General features: G+C 67.5%; 23 protein-coding genes. 20 read left to right on the top strand and 3 right to left on the bottom strand.

Annotated features, from left to right (window positions below; genetic code table 11):
* Window position 1: 1 nt before the first annotated feature.
* The 11 genes from MNQ99_RS12745 to MNQ99_RS12695 all read left to right on the top strand — a co-directional run bounded on the left by MNQ99_RS12745 (window position 2) and on the right by MNQ99_RS12695 (window position 12,698).
* Entirely contained in the window at window positions 2-544 is a 543-nt protein-coding gene (locus MNQ99_RS12745; protein WP_241913187.1) for a tripartite tricarboxylate transporter TctB family protein, read from the top strand.
* The gene (locus MNQ99_RS12740) at window positions 537-2,087 is read left to right on the top strand and encodes a tripartite tricarboxylate transporter permease (RefSeq protein WP_241913186.1); all 1,551 of its coding nucleotides are present in this window, start codon (window positions 537-539) and stop codon (window positions 2,085-2,087) included. Before MNQ99_RS12745 ends, MNQ99_RS12740 begins: the two co-directional genes overlap by 8 nt.
* A complete protein-coding gene (locus tag MNQ99_RS12735) occupies window positions 2,084-2,479 on the top strand; it encodes a universal stress protein (RefSeq protein ID WP_127511748.1) in 396 nt (131 codons plus the stop codon). The genes MNQ99_RS12740 and MNQ99_RS12735 overlap by 4 nt, the downstream gene beginning before the upstream one ends.
* Before the next feature lie 514 nt (window positions 2,480-2,993).
* On the top strand, window positions 2,994-4,208 hold the full coding sequence (gene dxr / locus MNQ99_RS12730; RefSeq protein WP_241913185.1) for a 1-deoxy-D-xylulose-5-phosphate reductoisomerase: 1,215 nt from the start codon (window positions 2,994-2,996) through the stop codon (window positions 4,206-4,208).
* Window positions 4,205-5,554, top strand: coding sequence for a M50 family metallopeptidase (locus MNQ99_RS12725; RefSeq protein WP_241913184.1), 1,350 nt, complete (start codon window positions 4,205-4,207; stop codon window positions 5,552-5,554). The genes dxr and MNQ99_RS12725 overlap by 4 nt, the downstream gene beginning before the upstream one ends.
* Before the next feature lie 207 nt (window positions 5,555-5,761).
* Window positions 5,762-7,486: a hypothetical protein gene (locus MNQ99_RS12720; protein ID WP_241913183.1), complete on the top strand. Its 1,725-nt coding sequence runs from the start codon at window positions 5,762-5,764 to the stop codon at window positions 7,484-7,486.
* A gap of 34 nt (window positions 7,487-7,520) precedes the next feature.
* Window positions 7,521-7,811, top strand: a complete 291-nt coding sequence (locus MNQ99_RS12715; RefSeq protein ID WP_127511744.1) for a YciI family protein — start codon at window positions 7,521-7,523, stop codon at window positions 7,809-7,811.
* A 93-nt stretch (window positions 7,812-7,904) separates the two neighbouring features.
* Window positions 7,905-9,071, top strand: a complete 1,167-nt coding sequence (ispG, locus tag MNQ99_RS12710) for a flavodoxin-dependent (E)-4-hydroxy-3-methylbut-2-enyl-diphosphate synthase (RefSeq protein WP_127511743.1) — start codon at window positions 7,905-7,907, stop codon at window positions 9,069-9,071.
* A 28-nt stretch (window positions 9,072-9,099) separates the two neighbouring features.
* Window positions 9,100-9,948 carry a GNAT family N-acetyltransferase gene (locus MNQ99_RS12705; protein WP_338423093.1) on the top strand — a complete coding sequence of 283 codons (849 nt, stop codon included), beginning with the start codon at window positions 9,100-9,102 and terminating at the stop codon, window positions 9,946-9,948.
* 153 nt (window positions 9,949-10,101) lie between these two features.
* Window positions 10,102-11,901, top strand: a complete 1,800-nt coding sequence (locus MNQ99_RS12700; RefSeq protein WP_241913182.1) for a proline--tRNA ligase — start codon at window positions 10,102-10,104, stop codon at window positions 11,899-11,901.
* The gene (locus MNQ99_RS12695; protein WP_241913181.1) at window positions 11,898-12,698 is read left to right on the top strand and encodes a sulfite exporter TauE/SafE family protein; all 801 of its coding nucleotides are present in this window, start codon (window positions 11,898-11,900) and stop codon (window positions 12,696-12,698) included. The genes MNQ99_RS12700 and MNQ99_RS12695 overlap by 4 nt, the downstream gene beginning before the upstream one ends.
* A gap of 18 nt (window positions 12,699-12,716) precedes the next feature.
* Here the strand turns inward: MNQ99_RS12695 and MNQ99_RS12690 are convergent, their stop codons facing one another.
* Together MNQ99_RS12690 and MNQ99_RS12685 are read right to left on the bottom strand one after the other, a co-directional pair.
* Window positions 12,717-13,694, bottom strand: a complete 978-nt coding sequence (locus tag MNQ99_RS12690; protein WP_241913180.1) for an aminoglycoside phosphotransferase family protein — start codon at window positions 13,692-13,694, stop codon at window positions 12,717-12,719.
* Window positions 13,691-14,740 (bottom strand): DUF4439 domain-containing protein, encoded by a 1,050-nt coding sequence (locus MNQ99_RS12685; protein WP_241913179.1) that lies wholly within the window; start codon window positions 14,738-14,740, stop codon window positions 13,691-13,693. The genes MNQ99_RS12690 and MNQ99_RS12685 overlap by 4 nt, the downstream gene beginning before the upstream one ends.
* Before the next feature lie 128 nt (window positions 14,741-14,868).
* Between MNQ99_RS12685 and rimP the strand changes: the two genes are divergently transcribed.
* The 5 genes from rimP (at window position 14,869) to rbfA (ending at window position 20,455) form a co-directional block, all read left to right on the top strand.
* The gene (gene rimP / locus MNQ99_RS12680) at window positions 14,869-15,483 is read left to right on the top strand and encodes a ribosome maturation factor RimP (protein ID WP_277883550.1); all 615 of its coding nucleotides are present in this window, start codon (window positions 14,869-14,871) and stop codon (window positions 15,481-15,483) included.
* Window position 15,484: 1 nt separating this feature from the next.
* Window positions 15,485-16,468 carry a transcription termination factor NusA gene (gene nusA / locus MNQ99_RS12675; RefSeq protein ID WP_241913178.1) on the top strand — a complete coding sequence of 328 codons (984 nt, stop codon included), beginning with the start codon at window positions 15,485-15,487 and terminating at the stop codon, window positions 16,466-16,468.
* Between the two features lie 106 nt (window positions 16,469-16,574).
* Window positions 16,575-16,901, top strand: a complete 327-nt coding sequence (locus MNQ99_RS12670) for a YlxR family protein (protein ID WP_241913177.1) — start codon at window positions 16,575-16,577, stop codon at window positions 16,899-16,901.
* A gap of 162 nt (window positions 16,902-17,063) precedes the next feature.
* A complete protein-coding gene (gene infB, locus MNQ99_RS12665) occupies window positions 17,064-19,910 on the top strand; it encodes a translation initiation factor IF-2 (RefSeq protein WP_241913176.1) in 2,847 nt (948 codons plus the stop codon).
* A gap of 83 nt (window positions 19,911-19,993) precedes the next feature.
* Complete coding sequence (gene rbfA / locus MNQ99_RS12660; protein WP_241913175.1) at window positions 19,994-20,455, top strand: 30S ribosome-binding factor RbfA; 462 nt, start codon at window positions 19,994-19,996, stop codon at window positions 20,453-20,455.
* An 81-nt stretch (window positions 20,456-20,536) separates the two neighbouring features.
* Here the strand turns inward: rbfA and MNQ99_RS12655 are convergent, their stop codons facing one another.
* Entirely contained in the window at window positions 20,537-21,664 is a 1,128-nt protein-coding gene (locus MNQ99_RS12655) for a ScyD/ScyE family protein (RefSeq protein ID WP_241913174.1), read from the bottom strand.
* A gap of 253 nt (window positions 21,665-21,917) precedes the next feature.
* Here MNQ99_RS12655 and truB point away from each other — a divergent pair, with 253 nt between their 5' ends.
* Genes truB through MNQ99_RS12635 form a run of 4 tightly spaced genes read left to right on the top strand, consistent with a single transcriptional unit; the run spans window position 21,918 to window position 24,704 of the window.
* Entirely contained in the window at window positions 21,918-22,826 is a 909-nt protein-coding gene (gene truB, locus MNQ99_RS12650; protein WP_277883549.1) for a tRNA pseudouridine(55) synthase TruB, read from the top strand.
* A complete protein-coding gene (locus MNQ99_RS12645; RefSeq protein ID WP_127511733.1) occupies window positions 22,823-23,197 on the top strand; it encodes a hypothetical protein in 375 nt (124 codons plus the stop codon). The genes truB and MNQ99_RS12645 overlap by 4 nt, the downstream gene beginning before the upstream one ends.
* A complete protein-coding gene (locus MNQ99_RS12640; RefSeq protein ID WP_241913173.1) occupies window positions 23,194-23,667 on the top strand; it encodes a hypothetical protein in 474 nt (157 codons plus the stop codon). Before MNQ99_RS12645 ends, MNQ99_RS12640 begins: the two co-directional genes overlap by 4 nt.
* Complete coding sequence (locus MNQ99_RS12635) at window positions 23,667-24,704, top strand: bifunctional riboflavin kinase/FAD synthetase (protein ID WP_241913172.1); 1,038 nt, start codon at window positions 23,667-23,669, stop codon at window positions 24,702-24,704. Before MNQ99_RS12640 ends, MNQ99_RS12635 begins: the two co-directional genes overlap by 1 nt.
* Window positions 24,705-24,716 lie beyond the last annotated feature (12 nt).

The raw sequence follows: 24,716 nt of genomic DNA, 5'->3' as shown, positions 1-24,716 counted from the left end.
CATGGTTCCTTCCACTACTGGAGCGGTCCGGGGCGGCAGCGATGCCGCCCCGGTCAAGCCGCTCGGAGAAATCATCTTCGCGGCGGTGATCCTGAGCATCGGGATCGTCGGCTTCGTCGCCGGCGACGGGATCCAGACGCCCGACTCGGCCAGCGACATTGGCCCGCGGGCGCTTCCCTACCTTGTCTCCGGCCTGCTGGTGATCGTCGGCGCCGGGCTGATCGTGCAGCTTCTGCGCGGCAAGACCGGCGAGGCGGATGAGGGCGAAGACATTGACCCCGACGTCCGGACCGATTGGCTGACCGTCGCCAAGATGGCGGGCACCGTCGTCGTCCATATTTTCCTGATTATTCCGCTGGGCTGGCCGGTTGCCGCGGCGGTGCTGTTCTTCGGTGCCGCGTGGGCGCTGGGGGCCAAGCCGTTGTGGCGGGCCGCCGTGGTGGGCGTGGTCATGGCGCTGGTGCTGCAGTTCGCCTTCGGTGGGCTGCTTGGCGTTTCGCTGCCGGCCGGTGTGCTCGAAGGGGTGCCGTTCCTGAATGGATAATTTCTACGCCCTCCTCGAGGGCTTCTCCGTGGCGATGCAGCCCATCTACCTGCTCTACGCCTTGGGCGGGGTGCTGGTCGGCACGGCGGTGGGCGTGCTGCCGGGCATCGGTCCGGCCATGACCGTTGCCCTGCTGATGCCGATCACGTACAGCCTGGAGCCGACGGCGGCGATCATCGTCTTCGCGGGCATTTATTACGGTGGCATGTACGGCGGGTCGACCACCTCGATCCTGCTCAATACGCCGGGCGAATCCGCCTCCATTGTCACCGCGCTGGAAGGCAACCGGATGGCGAAAGCCGGCCGGGGTGCCGCGGCGCTGGCGACGGCGGCGATCGGCTCGTTCATCGCCGGCACCGTCGCCACGGTGCTGCTGAGTTTTGTGGCCCCCTACGTGGCAGCGTTCGCCGTGCAGATCGGCCCGGTGGAGTACGTGGCCCTGATGGTGGTGGCGTTCCTGACCGTGGGTGCGCTGCTGGGCGCCTCGGTGTTGCGCGGACTCGCGTCGCTTGGCCTGGGTTTGTTCCTGGCGTTCATGGGCGTGGACCTGATGACCGGGCAGCAGCGCTATACGTTCGGCAGCCCGTTCCTGGCGGACGGCATCGATGTGGTGCTGGTCGCCGTCGGACTCTTCGCGCTGGGCGAGGCGCTGTATGTGGCCTCCCGGCTGCGGCACGGGCCGGTCAAGGTCATCCCGGTGACCGGCGGCTGGACGTCGTGGATGAAGAAGGAGGACTGGAGACGGTCCTGGAAGCCGTGGCTGCGCGGAACCTTCATCGGCTTCCCGATCGGCACCATGCCGGCCGGCGGTGCCGACGTGGCCACCTTCCTGTCCTACGCGGCGGAGAAGAAACTGGCCAAGGGCGCACGCAAGAAGCAGTTCGGCCGCGGCGCCATCGAAGGCGTGGCCGGGCCGGAATCGGCCAACAACGCGGCCGCGGCCGGTGTGCTGGTGCCGCTGCTGACGCTGGGCATTCCGACGACGGCCACGGCGGCGATGATGCTGGTGGCGTTCCAGCGCTATAACATCCAGCCCGGTCCGCTGCTGTTCGAGGTGGAGGGTGCCCTGGTCTGGGCGCTGATTGCCAGCCTGTACGTGGGCAACCTGATGCTGCTGGTGCTGAACCTGCCGCTGGTGGGCATGTGGGTGAAGATCCTGCAGATCCCGCGGCCGTATCTCTACGCCGGCATCCTGGTCTTCGCCGCCTTGGGCGCGTTCTCGGTGAACTTCACGCCGGTGGATGTGTTCGTGCTGCTGGTGATCGGTGTGCTGGGCTTCTTCATGCGCCGCTACGGCTATCCGATCGCCCCGCTGGTGGTGGGCATGATCCTGGGGCCGATTTTCGAGAGCCAGCTGCGGCGTTCGCTGGCCATCTCGCAAGGCGACCCGCTGGCCCTGATATCCACGCCGATCGCGGCCGGGATCTACATCTCTTTGGTTCTCATCTTCGTGCTGTCCTTCTGGATGAAGAAACGCCAACGCGTGATGGAATCGGCAGCGCTCGACGACGAGAGTCCGCAGGGCAAGGAGGTCAGCGCATGACCACGATCGTGGTGGGGTATGTCCCCAACGCCCTGGGCGACGCGGCCCTGGCGGCCGCCATCGACGAGGCAGGACGCCGTGCGGCCAAGCTGCTGGTGGTCAACGCCACCCGGGCAGACCGCTTGGTGGATCCCGGGTACGCGGACGCCGCCGACGTCGCTCGGTTGGAAGCTGTGTTAAGCGGGGCAGGAGTCGGCTTCAGCATCCGGCACGGAATTGCGGATGGGCTGCCCGCCGAGGAGGTGCTGGACGCCGCCGAAGAGTCCGATGCGGAGCTGATCGTCATCGGGGTGCGCAACCGGACACCGGTGGGAAAGTTGCTGCTCGGATCGACCGCGCAGACGATCCTGCTGTCCGCGCCGTGCAACGTGCTGGCGGTCCGGCAGCCGTAACCGAGCGTTCCGCACGGCCGCCGGGGCAGGGAATCGCCGCCGGGGCAGGGTCCACCAACCCTGCCCCGGCGGATTTTCCCTGTACCGGTGCCGGGTGGGCTTGGAGCAGTCCCCGAGGTCAGGGGGTGCCGTCGAGATGACCTGTTGCAGAGGGTCATCTCGCCACGACGGCAGGGGATAGCTTCGACCGCACCCCCTGTACCCGGTGATCTCGAAGCCAGCGGGTGGTCTCGGCACGGGTGGTCTCGGTGCGACCCGGTGATCTCGAAGCCAGCGGGTGGTCTCGGCACGGGTGGTCTCGGTGCGACCCGGTGATCTCGAAGCCAGCGGGTGGTCTCGGCACGGGTGGTCTCGGTGCGACCCGGTGATCTCGAAGCCAGCGGGTGGTCTCGGCACGGGTGGTCTCGGTGCGACCGGGTGATTCAGAAGCCGAGAGGTCTTCGGAACTACCCGCGTCACCGGTGCCAACGGCCGAGCTCGTCCGGAGTAGCACCGGTGCTGGATAATTGACCGCATGGAGTTCCGCGATCCGCCCCACGCCGCCCCGCATCCCGCCCGTCGCAAGGTGGTGTTGCTGGGCTCCACTGGGTCGATCGGCACGCAGGGCATCGATGTGGTGGACGCGGCCCCGGAACGCTTCGAGGTCACGGCGCTCGCCGCCGGCGGCAATCTGGAACTGGCGGCCCGGCAGGCCGTCCACACCCGGGCGCAGGCCGTCGGTGCCGCCGCCGGAACGGTGGATGACCTGGCGACGGCCATCAAGACGGCAGCGGCGGACGCCGGAGTATCCGGCTACTCGCCGGAGCTCTTTGCCGGCCCCGACGCCGCGGCGAGGATCGCCGCCTGGCCGGACGCCGACGTCGTGCTTAATGGCATTACCGGGTCCATCGGGCTGGCGCCGACGCTGGCGGCGCTCGGAGCCGGGCACGTGCTGGCCTTGGCGAACAAAGAGTCCCTGATTGCGGGCGGTCCCCTGGTCAAGGAGGCGGCGCGGCCGGGGCAGATCGTGCCGGTGGATTCGGAGCATTCGGCGCTTGCCCAGGCCCTGCGCTCGGGCACTGCGGGCGAGGTGGACCGGCTGATCGTGACCGCTTCCGGTGGCCCGTTCCGCGGCTTCAGCAAGGAGCAACTGCGCGCCGTCACCCCGGCGCAGGCACTGGCCCACCCCACCTGGGACATGGGCCGGATGGTCACCACCAACTCGGCGACCATGGTCAACAAGGCGCTGGAAGTCATCGAGGCGCACCTGCTCTTCGACGTCCCGCTGGACAGGATCGATGTGGTGGTGCACCCGCAGTCGGTGGTGCACTCGATGGTGCAGTTCATCGACGGATCCACCATCGCGCAGGCCTCGCCGCCGGACATGCGCCTGCCGATCGCGCTCGGCATGGGCTGGCCGGAGCGGGTGCCGGGTGCGGCGCAGCCCTGCGACTGGAGCCAGGCCACCAGTTGGACCTTCGAGCCGCTGGATGAAGAAGTGTTCGGCGCGGTACGGCTGGCCAAGGAAGCGGCAGCCCGCGGCGGCACCTTCATGGCCGTTTACAACGCGGCCAATGAAGAGGCCGTGGATGCCTTCCACGAGGGCCGGATCCGCTTCGACCAGATCGTGGAGACGGTTGCGGCCGTGGTGGAAGAGCATGCGCCGTCCGGCGAACCGACCGTGGCCACGGTACTGGCAGCAGAAGATTGGGCACGCTCGCGGGCCCACGAACGTTTGGCTATGTTGTGACCATTCTGCTTTTCCTTCTCGGCGTCCTCTTCGTGGCCGTTGGCATCGCCGTGTCCATCGCCCTGCACGAGGTGGGCCACCTGCTGCCCGCCAAGCTGTTCAAGGTGCGGGTGACCCAGTACATGGTGGGCTTCGGCAAAACGCTTTTCTCCCGACGGCGGGGCGAGACCGAGTACGGCGTCAAGGCTGTCCCGCTGGGCGGCTATGTCTCGATGATCGGCATGTACCCGCCGGCCAAGGACGGCCACGACGGCGCCGGCATCAGGCGGTCCAGCACCGGGATGTTCCAGCAACTGGCCAACGACGCCCGGCAGGCGGAAGCGGAGCGGCTGCAGCCCGGCGACGAGACCCGGATGTTCTACAGACTGCCGGTCCACAAACGCGTCATCATCATGCTGGGCGGCCCGTTCGTCAATCTGATCATCGGCACGGTGCTGATTGGTATTGTCCTGGTGGGCTTCGGCACCGCGCAGGCCACCACCACTATCTCCACAGTCAACAAATGCGTGGTCCCCGCGGCGCAGGCCGCCGAGACCGGGCAGACCGACTGCCTGCCCAGCGACCCCGAAGCCCCGGCCACAGCGGCCGGCATCCGGCCCGGCGATACCGTCACGGCCTTTGACGGGAAACCGGTCACCGACTGGTCCCAGCTGACCGCCTGGATCCGGGAGGCCGCGGGGGAGAAGACGCCGATCACGCTGCTGCGCGATGGCAAGGAAATCCGCACCAGCATCACGCCGATCCTCACCGAACGCCCGGTCTACGACGACGCCGGACAGCCGGTGCTGGACGGCCAGGGCGAGCCGATGACGGAACAGGCCGGCTTCGTCGGCATGGGTGCCGCAACGGCATTGGTGCCGCGGCCGGCCACCGAGGTGCTGCCGGCGGTGGGGGAGAACCTGCAGGCGATCACCGGTGTTGTGCTGCATCTTCCGCAGCGGCTGGCCGACGTGGCCCAAGCGGCCTTCAGCGATGCTCCGCGCGACCCGAACGGGCCGATGAGCGTGGTGGGTGTGGGCCGGATTGCCGGCGAGATCAGCTCGATGCATGAAATTCCGTTCGAGGCGCGGGCCGCCACGCTGATCGGGCTGGTCGGCTCGGTCAACCTGGCCCTGTTCGTGTTCAACCTGATCCCGCTGCTGCCGCTGGACGGTGGGCACGTTGCCGGCGCGCTCTGGGAAGCGGTGCGCCGTGGCATAGCCAAGCTGTTCCGCCGCCCGGATCCGGGGCCGGTGGACATCGCCAAGCTGCTGCCGCTGACCTATGTGGTGGCGGTGGTGCTGATGGGCATGGGCGCGCTGCTGATCTACGCGGACATCGTCAAACCGGTCAACATTTTCGGTTGACGCCGGCACGGCAACCGCAGGCTTGAACGGGCCCGCCGGATGTTTCCCTGCCGGATGCTGCCCTGCCGGACGTTGCCCCGCCGGACGCTGCCCTTCCGGACGACGACGGCGATTGCCTCCCCGGCCGCGTGACGCGCCGTCATGGGGCTGGGGTGGCCGAGCGGCCGTGGTTAGACTGGCCCGAACCGGCGAAGGGAGCCACACGCCGTGAGCGCAGCACCACGGACAGTCCGTACCGAACCGAGCCTCCATACCGCCATCCGGCCGGCCAAGGCACGCGGCAGAACATGGGCCGGAGCTGGCATCGCCGGAGCGCTGACGGTGGTCCTTGCCCTGGCCGGCTGCACCGTCCCGGGCGAAGCGCCTGGGTCTGGCTCGCCGGCCGCGTCGAGCGCTGCTGCCCCGGGCCGGGTACAGCTGAACACCGGAGCGGCCGAACCCGAGGTTATTGCCGGCTCCGATGCGGAAGCCTCACTGGCCGCCAGCCGAGCGCTGTTCGCTTCCAGCCCGGTGGCGTTCGTGGCTGCGGCGGACGATGCCAAGGCACTGGCGGCAGCGGAAGCGGAGTCGGTGCCGCTGGGCGTGCCGCTGCTGCTGGCCGGTGACGGTCTGGAAAGCGAGTTGGTGCGGCTCGGCGTGCGGCAGGTCAAGGTCTTTGGGCAGCCGCCGGCGGAGCCAGCCGCCAGCCCCAGCAGTGCGCCGGAAGAAGCTTCCAGCGGCACGCCGGACGTTGGTTCCTCCGCCACGGCTTCCGCCTCCGCCTCCGCTGCCGCCGCCTCCGCCGCCGTGGCCGGTACCGGTTCGGACGGCGGCATCACGGGCTGGGCCGTCCTGCTGCCGCGTGTTGAGGTCCTGCCGCCGGACGGAGAACTTGATTTGCCCGACGGCGCGGCGGAGCCGGCGGACGCCTCGATCTTGATCGATCGGGACGGCGAGCAGGATTATCCCGCAACGCTGGCCGTAGCAGAGGCGGCCGGCGCACGCGTCTTCCAGGACCCGAAAGCGGATCCACGGCAGAGCAGCGCGACCATCGATTTCCTGCGCGCAGAGCCGGAGCGCCGGGTGCTCGGCATCGGCAAAGCATTCGGCACCGATGACACGTTTGGCCGTCGGGTGCAGGCTGCGTTGGACGTGCCGGAACTACCCGGCGGGGGCCAACTGGCCTTCCCCTCGCGGCGGATGGTGGCGCTGTACGGACATCCCGCGGGACCCGCGCTCGGCGCCCTCGGCGAACAAGGCATCAAGGAGTCCGTCCGGCGCGCCAAGAAACTGGCCAAAAGCTACCAGCCGCACAGCAAGGAACCGGTGGTTCCGGCGTTCGAAATCATCGCCACGATCGCCTCTGCCTCGGCCGGGAAGGACGGCGACTATTCGGCCGAAACGGACGTGGACGAGCTGCGCCCATGGGTCGATGCCGCCGGCAAAGCAGGGGTGTACGTGGTGCTGGACCTGCAGCCCGGGCGATCGGACTTCCTCGAACAGGCCAAGTTGTATGCGGACCTGCTGAAGGAACCGCATGTGGGACTGGCGCTGGACCCGGAATGGCGGCTGGGCAAGGGGGAGCGGCACATGGAGCAGATCGGGTCGGTCAGCGCCGCCGAGATCAACAAGGTCAGCGACTGGCTGGCGGACCTGACCCGGAAAAACTCGCTGCCGCAGAAGGTGCTGATCCTGCACCAGTTCCAGTACCGGATGATCTCGGACCGGCAGAAGCTGGAGACCGGACACCCAGAGCTGGCCCTGGTGCTGCACGCCGACGGCCATGGCAATCCCGGCCAGAAGTTGGAGACCTGGCGTGCCCTCCGCCAGGACCTGCCGAAGGGGATCCGGATGGGCTGGAAGAACTTCTACGACGAAGACACTCCCACGTTCAGCCCCGAGCGCACCTACACGGAGGTGGATCCGGCGCCTTGGTTCGTTTCCTACCAGTAACGTCCGCCATCCGGCGCCGGGTAAGGTGAATGCCATGAGTGTTTTTGCCGTTGAGTACGTCTATGCCCCCGATTCGGAGGCCGGCCGGGACGAACACCGTCCGGCCCACCGCGCCTGGCTGGGAAGTTTCGTGGACCAGGGCCGCCTGCTGGCATCCGGGCCCTACGCGGATGGCACCGGCGCGCTGCTGATCTTCACCGCCGAGAGCGAAAACAGCCTGCTGGATGAACTGAAGCAGGATCCGTTCAACCTCAACAACTTTGTCTCCGGGCTGAAAACCACCGAATGGGCGCCCGTCACCGGGGCTTTCGCCGACTACGCATGATCCACACCTCTCCCGCTGCATGTGCCATGGCCGTGCCGGGAGGGGGATAATGAAATCTGTTCAGCAACTGCCGACCGGCACATGGAGGACGTTTTGACCTCGGTCAATCTTGGAATGCCAGCTTCACCACCGCCTGTCCTGGCGCCGCGCCGGAAGACCCGGCAGATCAAGGTCGGTTCGGTCGGGGTTGGCTCGGAATCGCCGATCAGCGTGCAGTCAATGACCACCACGCCGACCACTGACATCAATGCCACCCTGCAGCAGATCGCCGAACTGACGGCGTCGGGCTGCGACATCGTCCGGGTCGCGTGCCCCAGCGCCGATGACGCCGAGGCCCTGCCGATCATCGCGAAGAAGTCCCAGATCCCGGTGATCGCGGACATCCACTTCCAGCCCAAGTACGTGTTCGCCGCCATTGACGCCGGCTGCGCAGCGGTCCGCGTGAATCCGGGCAACATCCGCAAGTTCGATGATCAGGTCAAGGAAATCGCCGCCGCCGCCAAGGCCGCCGGCACTTCGATCCGGATCGGCGTCAATGCCGGCTCGCTGGATCCGCGGCTGATGGAAAAGTACGGCAAGGCCACCCCGGAGGCCCTGGTGGAATCCGCCGTCTGGGAAGCCTCGCTGTTCGAAGAACACGACTTCCACGATTTCAAGATCTCGGTCAAGCACAATGACCCGGTGGTCATGGTCCGCGCCTATGAACTGTTGGCCGAACGCGGCGACTGGCCGCTTCACCTGGGCGTCACCGAGGCCGGCCCCGCGTTCCAGGGAACCATCAAGTCCGCCACCGCCTTCGGCGCGCTGCTCTCGCAGGGCATCGGCGACACCATCCGCGTGTCGCTGTCCGCCCCGCCGGTTGAAGAGATCAAGGTGGGCCTGCAGATCCTGCAGTCACTGAACCTGCGCGAGCGCAAACTCGAAATTGTTTCCTGCCCGTCCTGCGGCCGCGCCCAGGTGGACGTGTACAAGCTGGCCGACGAAGTCACCGCCGGTCTCGAGGGCATGGAAGTACCGTTGCGGGTCGCCGTGATGGGCTGTGTGGTCAACGGACCGGGTGAGGCCCGCGAAGCTGACTTGGGCGTAGCTTCCGGAAACGGTAAAGGCCAGATTTTTGTGAAGGGCCAGGTCATCAAGACTGTTCCGGAGGACCAGATTGTTGAGACCCTCATTGAAGAAGCAATGAGGATTGCCGAGGAAATGGGTGACTCCGATGGCGAAAATGCTGTCAAGGGTAGCCCCGTGGTTAACGTCAGCTAGCCGAGAGGCAGCGGGTACGGCCGGTGCCGTGCCCGCCGATCCGTATGCCGGAATCCGGCCGCTGGAACATGCGGACACCGAGCTGCTCTGGGAGCTGGTGCGCGCAGATCCGGTAGCCAACGTTTTTCTGGCTGCCCACTTGGAGTCCGCCGGAACTGCCGGCCCTACACCGTCCGGGGCCCAGATTTTGGGGATGTACGACGGCGGTGCCCTCACCGGAGCCTGCTGGGCCGGGGTCAACGCGGTCCCGGTCGGGCTGGACGCCGAACAAGGCGCGCGGCTGGGCGCCCATCTGGCCGCCGGCAACCGCCGCATGTCCTCGATTTTCGGCCCTGCCGAAGGCGTGCTGGGCATCTGGTCGTCGTTCCGGCACGCGCATCCGCGGGCCTTCGATGTTCGGCCCAATCAGCCGTTGCTGGAGCTGAGGGGCACCCCGGCCGTGGCCGCCGACCCGCAGGTGCGGTATTCCACCGAGGACGATTTTGACGTGCTGGTGCCCGCCTGCGTGGCGATGTTCGAGGAAGAAGTCGGATACTCGCCGCTGACCGGCGGCGGCCAGCACTACCGGCAGCGCGTGGCCACCCTGATCCGGAAGGGCCACTCGCTCATTCGGCGGGACGGCCACGGGCAGGTTGTCTTCAAGGCAGAATTGGGCAACGTCAGCGCCGACGCCGTGCAGATTCAAGGCGTGTGGGTGAACCCCGCCTACCGCGGCCAGGGCCTGGCCGCCGGGTGCATGGCCGCCGTCGTCGAACTGTCGCGGCAATACGCCCCGGTCGCCAGCCTGTACGTCAACGACTACAACCACCGGGCGGTGGCCGCCTACGCATCGGTCGGGTTCCGGCAGGTCGGCACGTTCGCCACCGTGTTGTTCTAGGCCCGTTCCTGCCGCCATACCGGATCAAGGATCCGCCGGCAGATGCTGCGCCGCCGTCGGCTGTCGCAAGCATGCGCGCGGAACCAGTAGATTAGAAGGCAGTTGTTTTCACGGGCCGGTGCTGGCCCAAGCCTTGAGAAACGGATTCCTGCAGTGGTTCTTCGCCTGTCCAGCTTGTTCCTGCGCACCCTGCGCGATGACCCGGTCGACGCCGAGGTGGCCAGCCACAAGCTGCTGGTGCGCGCCGGTTACATCCGCCGTGCTGCCCCCGGTATCTATTCCTGGCTGCCGCTGGGGTTGAAGGTGCTGGCCAAGGTGGAGGCGGTCGTCCGCGAGGAAATGAACGCCATCGGCGCCCAGGAGGTGCACTTCCCGGCGCTGCTGCCGCGCGAACCGTACGAGGCTACCAACCGCTGGACCGAATACGGTGAGGGACTGTTCCGCCTGCAGGACCGCAAGGGCGCCGACTACCTGCTGGCCCCCACGCACGAGGAAATGTTCACCCTGTTGGTCAAGGACCTGTACTCCTCGTACAAGGACTTGCCCGTCACCCTGTACCAAATCCAGAACAAGTACCGCGACGAGGCCCGTCCGCGCGCCGGCCTGCTGCGTGGCCGCGAGTTCATCATGAAGGACTCCTATTCCTTCGATATCGACGACGAGGGCCTGGATATCAGCTATGACGCGCACCGCCGCGCCTACCTGAGAATCTTCGAGCGGCTGGGCCTGGAAGTCGTCACCGTCAAGGCAACGTCCGGCGCCATGGGAGGGTCCAAGAGCGAGGAGTTCCTGCATCCCACCGTTGTTGGCGAGGACACCTTCGTCCGTTCCCCGGGCGGCTATGCAGCGAACGTGGAGGCCGTCGCCACCGTGGCGCCGGAGCCGATTGATTACGCCGACGCACCGGCTGCCGAGGTCAAGGACACCCCGGACACCCCGACCATCGAGACCCTGGTGGCCGCGGCCAACCAGCTGGCCCCGCGCGGGGAGGGGGCGTGGACTGCCGCGGACACGTTGAAAAACGTGGTTTTGGCGGTCAAACTGCCCACGGGCGAGCGGACCATCGTGATCATCGGGGTTCCCGGCGACCGCGCCGTCGATCTCAAGCGCGTCGAGGCGAACATTGGCGCCTTCCTGCCGATGGGCGGCGAAGTCGAGGTTGAGGCTGCCTCCGAGGATGACCTGAAGCAGCACCCCGGCTTGGTCAAGGGCTACATCGGTCCGGGCAACAGCCTGGACGCGGCGGTGCTGGGAACCGAGTCCGCCACCGGGCTGCTGTACCTGGTGGACCCCCGGGTGGTCTCGGGCTCACGCTGGATCACTGGCGCGAACGAAGACGGCAAGCACGTATTCGGGCTGGTCGCCGGCCGCGACTTCGAGTGGGACGGCATCATCGAGTCCGTCGAGGTCCGTGAGGGAGATCCGGCCCCCGACGGTTCCGGTCCGCTGGAAGCGGCCCGCGGTATCGAAATGGGCCACATCTTCCAGCTCGGCCGCAAATACGCGGAGGCGCTGGGGCTGCAGGTGCTGGACCGCAACGGCAAGCTGGCCACGGTCACGATGGGTTCCTACGGCGTCGGCGTCACCCGCGCGGTGGCGGCCCTGGCCGAGGCGAACCACGACGACAAGGGCCTGGTCTGGCCCCGCAACGTGGCCCCGGCACACGTGCACATTGTTGCCACCGGAAAGGGCGAGGACATCTTCGAGGCGGCCAACAAACTGGCCGAGGAGCTGTCCGATGCCGGCGTCGAGGTCATCTACGACGACCGGCCCAAGGTGTCCCCGGGCGTGAAGTTCTCCGATGCCGAACTGATCGGCGTGCCCACCATCGTGGTGGTCGGCCGGGGCTTGGCCGACGGCGTCGTCGAAGTGAAGGACCGGGCCACCGGCCAGGCCGAAAACATTCCGGTGGGCATGGCGGCTGCGCACTTGGCGGCCCTCGCCGGGAAGTGACTTCCGGACTCGAAGAACTGCAGCTGGCCACCCTCGCCCTCGTGGTGGTGGGTGGCTTTGCTGCGGGCTGGGTGGACGCCGTGGTGGGAGGCGGCGGCCTGATCCAGCTGCCGGTCCTGCTGCTGGTCCCCGGGATCAGCCCCGTCCAGGCGTTGGCCACCAACAAAATGGGGTCCATCTTCGGCACCACCACCAGCGCGGTGACCTATTACCGCAGGGCGCATCCCGACCTGAAAACGGCCCTTCCGATGGCCGGCGTAGCGTTGGTGGGCAGTTTCGGCGGCGCCATCGTGGCCACCGTCCTGCCGGCAGAGGTCTTCAAGCCGATCATCGTGCTGGCGCTGATTGCGGTGGCCGTGTTCACCGCGCTGCGGCCGACGGCCGGGACCTTGACGCAGCTGCGGTACAAGGGCGTCCGGCACCTGGGTGCAGCGGCGGGAATCGGCCTGGTCATCGGTTTCTATGACGGCCTGATCGGGCCCGGCACCGGCTCGTTCCTGATCATCGCGATGGTGGCGGTGCTCGGCTACAACTTCCTGGCCTCCAGTGCCAAAGCCAAGATCGTCAACATGGCGACCAACCTTGGCGCCTTGGCCTTTTTCCTGCCCAGCGGCGCGCTGCTGTGGGGGCTCGGACTGGTGCTGGGCCTGGTGAACATGGCCGGGGGCTACGTCGGTGCCCGGATGGCCGTCACGCAGGGCAGCAAGTTCATCCGGGTGGTCTTTTTGTTCGTCGTCGCCGCGTTGATCCTCAAGCTCGGCTACGACGTGCTGCAGGAGAACGTGCTCGGCCGATAAGCAGCGGCGGCCTGCCGCTCAGGCCGGTGCCGGCAACGCGTGCGCCGCCGGCAGATCCGGCAGGGTGCTGCCGGCCAGCGTGGACGCGACCCAGAGCGACCGCACGGCGTCACCGGTCGCCCGGTGCTGCAGGTAGTCCAGGGCATTATCCACTTCACGCGCCACGGCCCAGTCCCGTGCGGTGTCCGGGTCCAGTCCGGCCGCCTCGGCTAAGTCCACGCACCGGCGTCTGAGATGGCGTCCGGCGTCGGCGGCAGACAAATCTGCGATCCGGTTCCAGAGCATCGGCGCGACGGCGAATTCGGGGTCGCCGATCAGCGGCTTGGGGTCAATGGCGACAAAACTCTCCGGGGAGTCGAGGCGGGCCAGGATGTTCCCATCATGCAGGTCGCTGTGCAGGAGCACGTCGCGGTCCTCGCGCCGGCCAACGCTGCCACGGAGCTGGCAGACTTCCAAGGCACACTCCATCAGCCAGGTCGGGAACGGTTTGCCCAGCTCCAGCCAGCGGGCAGGGAGTGTGTCCGTCCATTCTTCCGCCAAGGCCGACACCTTCTCGAAGCTGCCTGCCGGGCCGGGCACTTGCGGCCGCCGCAACTGCCGAACCAGTCCGCCCCAGACGTCGATGGTGTCATCCAATGCCACCGCGGAGAGCGGCCGGCCGGCATCGAGGTGTTCCAACAACAGCACGAAGGGGCCGCGTTCGGCCAGCAGCCGGACGGCCCCGCGTCCGTCCCAGAGCCTGAGCGCGCGGGATTCGCCGTCGGCCTCTGGATGCGGAAAAGTCAGCTTCAGGACAGCGGAAGAGCCGTCGGGCGCCAGCACGGGGAACACTGCCGCCGTCTGGCCGAACCACGGACCGCCGGGCGCGGCCCGCAGCTTCCAGTCCAGCATGGCCTCGGCATGGAGGTTGTTGAAGCCCCGCAGCCACTCCCGGCCGGCAGCGGAACCGGCTGCGCCGCGGCGCAGTCCCGGGGGCAGGTCCACGTCGGCGTTCACGGGGCGGTGGAAGGGGCAGCCAGCAACTCGTCGTCCAGTCCCGGTGCCGGCGGCACCTCGCCGGTTGAGGCCGCCAGTTCGGCGGTGGCCTCGGCGAGTCCTGCGACCGCGTGTTCCCGGACTGTCCCGTCGCTGAGCGAGACCAGATCGGCCAGTGGGGCGAGGGCCGCGCCCTCCGCATCCTGAAGTGTCGGAAGCGGCTCGCTGGCGAACTCGCTGCCCAGGGCGTACACCGGTTCGGGCAGCGGCAGGTCAAGGCACTCGGCCGCCGCCAGCGATCGCCAGTGCTCCGCCGACTCGGTATGGGCGGCCAGCCGGGCGGCGGCAGCCGCACGCTCGGCGCCGGCGAGGCGCGGCAACACCGTCTCGTAGGCGTACTCCAAGCGCTCTTGGCTGAGTACGACGGCGGCAACGGCCTCCGCCGACGTCGGCGCGGCGGGCGTCGCCGGCCCGCTTGCGCCGTCCTCCGGGGCCGCCGCGGGACAACCGGCCGGCTCCAGTGGTATCTCCGGATCCTCCCACGGCTGGGCCACGTCGGTTCCGCCGGGCAGCGTCTGCGCCTGGGCGTAGAGGGCGGAACCGATCGAGGCGAGCAGCCGGGCGAGTCCCGGGTCAGTCTCCCGGGCGTCGGCCAGCAGGCCGCCGGCCAGCTCGGCCAGGTCTTCGGCTCCGGGCGTTTGCGTCGCCGATGGTGCGCCGGAGGCTGCGGGAGAAGGATCCCCGGTGGTTCCAGCGGCTGCCGGGGAACCCGAGGGCCAGGACGTGGTCAGCGTCAGCAGGTCGGCTTGGCTGTGGAGCAGGGCCGCGGTGGGGGAGTCGCCGCCGTCGTGCTCCTCAAAGGCGGACGCCAGGCCGGCAAGCCCTGCCAGCGCGTCGCGGCGTGCCTGCTCGGTGGTGCTCGGCGGTGGCGCGGACGCGGTGATGCTCGCCACCACGGTGCCGGTGCTGACCACGATCGCCGCGGTGAGCACCAGCAGCGGCACCCGCCGCCATCCCCGGGAAGGCGCGGTTGGTCCGCCGTCCCGGCGCCTTGAAGTAGATCCCACAACTGACGATGATGTCACGGGTTTGGCCTCCGCTGCACCGCCGGGAGGCAGCTGCTGGCGGCGGGAGGCCACCAGTCACGGTAAAGTCGCTAGTCTAGAAGTCAGACTCACCAGAACAGGGAGACAGCATGGCCCAGCGGCGCAATCACGGCGGCGTGCCCACTACCGGAGGGAAATCCGGTACCGACACGTTCGCAGAGGCCGCACGCCTGAAAGAGCTGCTGGAACAGACCGTGGCATCCCACGGATTGTTCCTCGAGGACGTGGAGATCCGGGTTGCCGGAGCCCTCCGGACCATCCACGTCATCGTTGACCTGCCTGAGGACCAGACCGGCGGCGTCGGGCTGGACGCTATCGCCGAAGTTTCGCAGACTCTCTCCAAGACCCTGGACGAGGACCCGGAGGACGACGGCCGGCCCTACAGCCTGGAGGTCTCGTCGCCCGGCCTCAGCCGGCCGCTGACGCAGCCACGCCATTGGCGCCGGAACGTGGGCCGGCTGGTCAAGGTCAAGCTGGTGGCCGGTGGGGACATCACCGGCCGCGTGCTGGAAGTTGGCGGCGACGGCGTGACCGTGCGGCCGGAAGAAGCACCGAAAAAGGGCATGAAACCCCGCCCCGGCGAACCGGTCCAGCTGGAATTTGCGAACATTCGCTCCGGCAAGGTGGAAGTGGAGTTTGCACGGTTGGACGAAGAAGTGGCGGCCGAAGCCAACGGCGAGCCGGCGAACGAGGAGGAGGCCTGAGATGGATATCGATATGAGCGCCCTGCGGCTGCTTGAGCGCGAACGCGAAATTCCGCTGGACCTGCTGATCCCCACGATCGAACAGGCCCTGCTGGTGGCTTATCACAAGTCCCCGGGGTCGATCGAGCGGGCCCGCGCAGAGCTGGACCGGAAGAGCGGACACGTCACCATCTGGGCCGCAGAGATAGACGACGACGGCACCGTGGTGGGCGAGTTCGACGACACACCCAGTGGGTTCGGCCGGATCGCCGCGAGCACAGCTCGCCAGATCATCCTGCAACGCCTGCGCGACGCCGAGGACGACAACGTGTTGGGCGCTTTCCGCGGCAAGGAGGGCGAACTGGTCTCGGGTTTGATCCAGCAGGGACACAACCCCCATATGGTCCAGGTGGACCTGGGCACAGTGGAGGCCTTGCTGCCGCCGCCCGAACAGGTGCCGGGGGAGAGCTACGTGCACGGCACCCGCCTGCGTGCCTACGTGGTGGATGTCCACCGCGGCATGAAGGGCCCGTCCATCACGCTGTCCCGTTCGCACCCCGGGTTGGTGCGCAAGCTCTTCGAACTTGAAGTGCCTGAGATCGCGGACAAGAGCGTGGAGATCGTTGCCCTCGCCCGCGAGGCCGGACACCGGACCAAGATCGCCGTCAAGGCCAACGTGCCCGGGCTGAATGCCAAGGGCGCCTGCATCGGCGAAATGGGTTCCCGCGTGCGGGCCGTGATGACCGAGCTGCACGACGAGAAGATCGACATTGTCGACTTCAGCGAGGATCCCGCGACGTTCATCGCCAGCGCGCTGTCGCCGTCGCGCGTCAGCTCCGTGACCATTACGGATGCCGAGAGCCGATCCGCCCGCGTTGTGGTGCCCGATTACCAACTCTCGCTGGCGATCGGCAAGGAAGGGCAGAACGCCCGGCTGGCCGCTAAACTGACGGGTTGGCGGATCGATATCGTGTCGGACGCTGCCACCGCCGAACAGCGGCGGTAGAAGCCAAGACCAACCAGGCCACGCGCCTGAAACACGCCCGGTTCGTTGGCCGGGCACTGGAAGCGGTAGAATATCCATGGCCGGGTTTCCCGACAGTCACAAACCCATGCAGGCGCGTGCCCACGAGGCCGCGCCGCCGAAGCGGACCTGCATAGGCTGCCGGCGCCGGGAAGACCAGGCCGTTCTGCTGCGGCTGGCAGTCGAGGATATCGGTGGTGTTGCCACCGTCGTCGTCGATCCTGTCCGCCGCAGGCCCGGACGCGGTGCCTGGATGCACCGCGAACCGGAATGTGTGGAGTTGGCAGTCAAGCGGCGTGCCTTCGGCAGGGCCTTCCGGGCCAACGTCGACAGCAGTGCCGTTATTGACCAGCTCCGTGCTCACGACGAGGCCGCCACCACGGCGGGCCCTCGTCACCCCAACCGTCCAACCTGAAAGCGGGTCAGAAAACTGATGGAAACCCGATGAGTGCCAAGTGATGAGTACTTCATTGTGCTCCGCCCGCGGTATTTCAGCCGATTCTGCTGAAAGCCGCAGCAAGAAATAGACGGTTCGTACCCGGCAGCCCTGCCTCGTGCGGACCGAGACAGGAGAAATGTGGCCAAGGTCCGCGTACACGAGCTGGCAAAAGAGCTCGGTATTACCTCGAAAGACGCAGTGTCCAAACTGCAGGAACTGGGCGAATTCGTCCGTTCCGCCTCATCCACCATTGAGGCACCCGTCGTGAAGAAGCTTCGCGACGCCTTCCCCGCTGCCGCTCCGAAGAGCGAGCCGGCAGCCGCACCCAAGGCAGCACCCAAGCCTGGCGCGAAGCCCGCTGCGAAGGCAGCACCGGAAGCCCCGGCGGCAGCGCCCGCTCCGGCTCCCGCTCCTGCAGCTCCCGCTCCGGCAGCACCTGCTCCGGCTCCGGCAGCTGAAGCAGCCACGCCGGCACCGGTAGCTGAAGCTGCCGCAGCGGCTGAAGCTTCGGCGCCTGCTGAAGCTCCGGCAGCCAAGCCCGCGTCTGCAGCTCCGCGTCCCGGCGGCCCCGCAGCTGCCCGTCCCGGTGCCCCGCGCCCCGGTGGCCCGCGTCCGGGCAATAATCCGTTTGCCACTTCGCAGGGCATGCCCCGCGGCCGTGGCGGCGACCGCGATGCCGAGCGCGCACCGCGTCCGGGTAACAACCCGTTTGCAACCTCGCAGGGCATGCCTCGTCCGGGTGGGCCGCGTCCTGCTGCAGGCCAGGGCGGTCCGCGTCCGGCTGCACCGCGTCCCGGCGGCGCCGCCCCTCGTCCGGGTGCACCGCGTCCGGGCGCACCCCGCCCGGGTGCCCCGCGTCCCGGTGGTGGCCCCGGTGGTGCCCGTCCGACTCCCGGCATGATGCCTAACCGCACCGAGCGTCCGGCCCCGGCCGGCCGCGGTGGTGCTCCCGGCCGTCCGGGTGCCCCGGGCAGCGCCCCGGGCCGTCCGGGTGCCGGTGGAGCGCCGGCCGGCGGTGGCTTCGGCAAGGGAGGCCGCGGTCGCGGCGGTACCCAGGGTGCCTTCGGCAAGGGAGGCGCCGGTCGCGGCAAGCAGCGCAAGTCGAAGCGCGCCAAGCGCCAGGAACTGGAGCAGATGAGCGCACCGTCGCTGGGCGGTGTCTCGGTACCCCGCGGCGACGGCAACACCGTTGTCCGGTTGCGCCGCGGGTCCTCCATCACCGATTTCGCCGACAAGATCGAGGCGAACCCGGCAGCGCTGGTCACCGTGCTCTTCCACTTGGGCGAGATGGCCACGGCCACCCAGTCCCTGGACGAAGACACCTTCGAACTGCTGGGCGTCGAACTGGGCTACAAGATCCAGGTTGTCTCCCCGGAGGACGAAGAGCGCGAACTGCTTGACTCGTTCGACATCGACCTCGACGCAGAGCTCGAGGCCGAGGGCGAAGACGACCTGGAGAAGCGCCCGGCCGTTGTTACGGTCATGGGCCACGTCGACCACGGTAAGACCCGCCTGCTGGACGCCATCCGCAACACCCAGGTGGGTGAAGGCGAGCACGGTGGCATCACCCAGCACATCGGTGCCTACCAGATTGACTTCCAGCACGATGACCGTGAGCGCAAGATCACCTTCATCGACACCCCGGGCCACGAGGCGTTCACCGCCATGCGTGCCCGTGGCGCGAAGGTCACCGACATCGCCATCCTGGTGGTGGCCGCGGACGACGGCGTCATGCCGCAGACCGTGGAAGCCCTGAACCACGCGCAGGCGGCCGGCGTGCCGATCGTCGTCGCGGTGAACAAGATCGACAAGGACGGCGCCAACCCGGAGAAGATCCGTGGCCAGCTGACCGAGTACGGCCTGGTTCCGGAGGAATACGGTGGCGACACCATGTTCGTTGACGTGTCGGCCCGCGAGAGCCTGCACATCGACGACCTGCTCTCGGCCGTGCTGCTGACCGCGGATGCCGCCCTGGACCTGCGGGCCAACCCGAACAAGGACGCCCGCGGTATCGCGATCGAAGCGAACCTGGACAAGGGCCGCGGCGCGGTGGCAACCGTGCTGGTCCAGTCCGGAACACTGCGGGTGGGCGACGCGATCGTCGCCGGCAGCGCCCACGGCCGCGTGCGCGCCATGTTCGACGAGGACGGCGCATCGGTCATCGAGGCCGAACCGTCGCGTCCGGTCCAGGTACTGGGCCTGTCCACGGTGCCGCGCGCCGGCGACACCTTCTTGGTGACCGACGACGAGCGCACCGCCCGCCAGATCGCCGAGAAGCGTGAAGCCGCGGACCGCAACGCTGCGCTGGCCAAGCGCCGCAAGCGCATCAGCCTGGAAGACTTCGACAAGGCTGTGGCGGAGGGCAAGGTCGACACCCTCAACCTCATCCTCAAGGGCGACGTGTCCGGTGCCGTGGAGGCCCTGGAAGACTCGCTGCTCAAGATCGATGTGGGCGAGGACGTCCAGCTGCGGGTTATCCACCGCGGTGTCGGCGCGATCACGCAGAACGACGTCAACCTGGCCACGGTGGACAACGCCATCATCATCGGCTTCAACGTCAAGCCTGCCGAGCGGGTGGCGGAACTGGCCGAGCGTGAAGGCGTGGACATGCGCTTCTACTCGGTCATCTACGCGGCCATCGATGACATTGAGCTGGCGCTCAAGGGCATGCTCAAGCCGGAGTACGAAGAGGCGCAGCTCGGCACCGCCGAGATCCGCGAGATCTTCCGTTCCTCCAAGTACGGCAACATCGCCGGCTCCATTGTCCGCTCGGGCACGATCCGCCGTAACTCCAAGGCACGAGTCACCCGCGACGGCAAGCTCATCGGTGACAACCTCACCGTCGATTCGCTCAAGCGGTTCAAGGACGACGCGACCGAGGTCCGCGAAGGATTCGAATGTGGTATCGGACTTGGGTCGTTCAACGACCTCAAGGAAGGCGACATCATCGAGACCTTCGAAATGCGCGAAAAGCCGCGCGTCTAGCAGTCGGCTTGCAGCGGGCGTCTGGTGGCATCGCCGCCGGGCGCCCGTTGTTCCGCCATCATCACGAGAATTGAGGAGGGGTCATGGCAGACCCAGCACGCGCCGCCAAAATGGCCGACCGGATCAAGGTTGTGGTGGCCCAGGCGCTCGAGCGCCGGGTCAAAGATCCGCGCCTTGGGTTTGTGACCATCACAGACGCCCGGGTGACCAACGACCTGCAGCACGCCACCGTCTACTACACGGTCTTCGGTACCGACGAAGAGCAGGACGGCACCCGCAAGGCCCTTGAATCCGCCAAGGGCGTCCTGCGGGCTGAAGTGGGCCGGAACATCACCGCCCGGCTGACGCCCACGCTGGAATTCGTCCCGGACGAAATCCCGGTGAACGCCAGCCACCTGGAGGAGTTGTTGCGGACCGCGAAGGCCAGGGATGCCGAGGTGGCGGCAATAGCCGAAGGAGCCGCCTTCGCCGGCGGAGAGGATCCGTACCGTAAGCCCGGTGACGAAGACGAGGACGAATCCGGCAGCGAGTCGCGCCCGGAGTAACCATCCACAGTACGACGACGGTGGGCCACCTGCCCTGCGCGGGTGGCCCACCGTCGTTTGTTGTGCCGGCTTCCTCTGGCGTCAGCGCAGCCTGATCTTGATCAGCTTGCCTGAGGGCGGTGTTTGCCCGCTGAAGTCCGGCAGGGCATGCGTCGTGGCATAGAGCCGGTTGTCATGAATCTCCAGGGCGCCAGGGGTGGTCGTCTTGAGGAACGTCCTCGCCTTGTGGTACCCCTTCTTCACCACGGAGATCTTGTTGCCGAACATCTCGGCCACATAGATGTCACCGCGTGAACTGACAGCCAGGTTCGTGGCGCCGGAGAAGCCGCTGGCCAGCTGCACCACCTTGCCGGTTTCCGAATGGACCTTGAATACACGGCCCAGCGCGCCGAGGCTCCCGTCTTCCGGACCGCCCGGCAGTGACGTGACGTACAGCCAGCCGTCCTTGCCGAACTCCACATCAGTGGGCACCGGCTCCAAGTAGTACCTCTCGCCCACCACGCAGTCCGGCAGGCCCATGCCCGCGGCCAGCACGGCGGTGACCCGGAAGGAAGCCGCCGGCAGCACGGCCACGGTGCTGACCCGCTTGCTGTGCTTGTCGACCTTCAGGATCGCATTGGCGCCGGCGTCGGCCACATAGATGCTGCGCTTGTTGGCGGCGGTTGCGTAGGCATGGGAGTCGACCTGCCCCTTGTACTTGGCCGGGATCCCCGCGGGAACCCGGTCCAGGCACTGCTGGTCCCGCACGGCGCGGAAACCGTAGGTGACCCGGCCGTCCGGATTCCGTTTGGCCTCGTAGGCGGCCACGTCCGCGATCTTCCTCGGCGTGGCCTTGCGGTGGTTGTCCAAGGACTTGATCCACTGCACGTTCAGCAGCCCGTCCATCCCGCCGGCGCCGGTGCCTTCGGAAAAGTAGACGGTGTCCTGATACAGAGAGACGGCCCCCACTTCCGGTCCACCGGAACTGTTCAACACCTTGGGGTCGCCCTGCGACCGAACCTTGGTCAACAGTCCGGCGAAATTCTGGGTCACGAAGAGCCCCTGCCGCCCGGCAGCAAGGCCCAGAGGGGAAAGCAGGCCGTCGGCAAGCGTGGTGGTCGTCGGCGGCTTAGTACTGTTGCGGTCGGCGGATGATGCCGGTGCCAAGCCGGTGCCCAGCGACAAGCCAAGCACCAAGGGCAGGGCAAGATAGAGTTTGTGTCTTTTCACGGATGAGCTCCCGGAAGAAGCCGCGAAGCACCTCAGAGGTCTCGCAGATCGATGGAATGACTGGAGGTAAGCGCAAGTGATGCCGAAAAGGCGACTGTGCCCAGCCCGCTGACATTCTCCCTGCTGAACATTCCCCTCAGGCCGAGTGCGGCACGCAGTGAGCTCAAGCTAATAGGGCCCGCGAGGGCTGTCAACGCTTCATGCTTTAAGCCGGGGAACGGACCCACACCCGGGACGCCATATACTGAAAGGCGTGACTTCTGGCCTGCTCCGCTCCGGACTGATACTTGTCGACAAGCCGCAGGGGTGGACCAGCCATGATGTGGTTGGCCGCATGCGCAGGCTGGCCGGAACCCGAAAAGTCGGCCATGCCGGCACCCTGGACCCGATGGCCACCGGCGTCCTGGTGATCGGTGTCAACAAGGCAACCCGGCTGCTGACCTACATTGTGGGTGCCTCTAAAACCTATGACGCGACCATCCGCTTGGGCCAGTCGACGGTGACTGACGACGCCGAGGGCGATGTCACGGCGGAAACCATCGCCGCGGCCGTCACGGAACAACAAATCCGTGAAGGCGTCGCCGCGCTGACCGGCGACATCCAGCAGGTGCCGAGCAGCGTCTCGGCCATCAAGGTCAACGGCCAGCGGTCCTATGCGCGCGTACGTTCGGGCCAGGAGGTGTCGCTGCCGGCCCGGCCGGTCACCATTCATCGGTTCGAGGTCCACGGCATCCGCCGGGAGCGCGGCGGCAAGGTGCAGGACGTGGACGTGACCGTTGAATGTTCGTCCGGGACCTACATCCGTGCCCTGGCCCGTGATCTGGGGCAGGGGCTGGGCGTGGGCGGGCATTTGACCGGCTTGCGCCGGACCCGGGTGGGACCGTTCCGGATCGAAGACGCGGCTACGCTGGAACAACTGGCCGAAAACCTGCAACTGACCGCGCTGGATGAGGCCGCCAGAGTGTTGTTCCCGGCCCGGGAACTCAGTGCCGCGGAAGCCGACGATGTCTCTCACGGTCGGCGGATTCCGGCCGGGGGAGAAGCGGGCGCCACCGCGGCGTTCGCCCCGGACGGGTCACTGGTGGCGCTGCTGGAAGACACCGATTCACAGGCCAAACCGCTGCTGGTGTTCGCCCCGGGAAACGAGGCGGCAGACAAATGATCGTCGACGGATTCTTTATCGCCGGCGCGGTGGTCACGCTGTTGGCTGCCATCATTTGCGTGGTTGCGGCCATCCTGAAACACGGGCCGAATGACATTACGATTCTCTCGCTGGCCGCCGTGGAGCTGTTCCTGCTGGTCTACGCCGTGGCCGGTATCATCCGGCAGGTGTCCGGTGAGGCCGTTGCTGGGGAAACCTGGGAATTCTGGGGTTATCTGCTCACCGCGCTGCTAGTGCCGGTGGCGGCCTTCTGGTGGTCAATTACTGACCGCAGCCGGTGGAGCAACCTGGTACTGGGCGCCGCCGCCGTGACCGTCTTTGTGATGCTGGTAAGAATGGAACAGATTTGGGACGGAGCAATCGCCGCATGAAAACCGGCCGGGAACAACAGCCAGTGCAGCGGGCCCAGGACACGAACGAGGTAGCACGCCGGGCCACCGGTTTCGGCCGCCTGCTCGTGGCGGTCTACGGTGTCTTCGCGCTGTCCGCCACCGCACGGGCGGGCTACCAGATCGCCACCAAATTCGCCGAGGCGCCGGTGGCCTACGTGCTCTCCGCCTTCGCCGCCGTCGTCTACATCCTGGCGACCATTACGCTGGCCAAGTCCGGAATCCGCTCCTACTGGCTCTCCGTGGCCGCCGTGGGCATCGAACTCCTGGGCGTCGTCGCCGTCGGACTCATCAGCCTGCTGGACCCGGAACTGCTTCCGCAGGACACCGTGTGGTCCGGCTTCGGCCAAGGCTACGGTTACGTTCCGCTAGTGCTTCCGGTGGTCGGCCTCTGGTGGCTCTGGCGGCACCGGCCGGCCGCCGGGCAGAAGCCGTCGGAAGATCGTCCATAATGGAAGGGGCCCGGCGCGGGGCCGCAACCGCTCAAGGCCCAATCAATGAGGAGTTCACTGTGCACTACTGGAAAGACCTGGCCGACGTACCCCGTGGCTTTGGTCCATCAGTGGTGACACTGGGCAACTTCGACGGCGTGCACCGCGGCCACCAGCAGGTGCTGCGACGCCTGGTGGAGACGGCTGCCGCCCGCGAGGCGCAGGCCGTGGCCATCTCCTTCGATCCGCATCCCTCGCAAGTGCACCGGCCGGACGCAGCCCCGCAGCTGATCATGGGTCTGGAAGACAGGGTTGAGGCCCTGGCTGCAAGCGGCCTGGATGGCCTCCTGATGATGACCTACACGCTGGAGCTGGCCGGCGAAACACCCGAGCAGTTCGTCCGCAACGTCTTCGTGGAGGCCCTGGGCGCAACGGCCGTCGTGATCGGACACGACACGCGCTTCGGGAAAAACAACGCAGGCGATGTGACCACGATGCAGGAACTCGGGCGCCAGTTCGGCTTCGCCGTCGAGGTCGTGGACGAATACGAAGCCGAAGCCGAAGCAGACGGCGGCGCCGACGGCAGCCGGCGCTGCTCGTCGTCCTGGGTGCGTGAGGCGCTGGCGGCCGGTGATGTGGCGATGGCGGCGGAAGTGCTCGGGCGGACCCACCGGATGCGCGGCGAAGTGGTGCACGGCGACGCCCGCGGCCGCGAACTCGGCTTTCCCACCGCGAACCTGTCCAAGCACTCATCCGGGCTGATCCCGGCCGACGGCGTGTACGCCGGCTGGCTGGTGGACCAGCGCGGTACCAGGTGGCCGGCCGCCATCTCGGTGGGCTCGAACCCCACCTTCGAAGGGGCCAGCCGCCGGGTCGAGGCGCACGTCATCGACCGGCCGCAGGAGAGCACCGATGATTTCAATCTTTACGGCCAGCAGGTAGTGGTCGAATTCGTGCAGCGGCTGCGCGGCATGGTGGCCTACACCGGCCCCGAGGCGTTGATCGCCCAAATGCACGACGACGTAGCGCGCACCCGAAGCCTGCTTTCGACAGACTGAGCCCGCAACAGG

Origin of the sequence: Arthrobacter sulfonylureivorans, from assembly GCF_022637435.1 — a bacterium.
Taxonomy (GTDB): Bacteria; Actinomycetota; Actinomycetes; order Actinomycetales; family Micrococcaceae; genus Crystallibacter; species Crystallibacter sulfonylureivorans.
The sequence above is the reverse complement of the archived record's forward strand: the minus strand, read 5'-3'. Positions and strand labels throughout refer to the sequence as shown.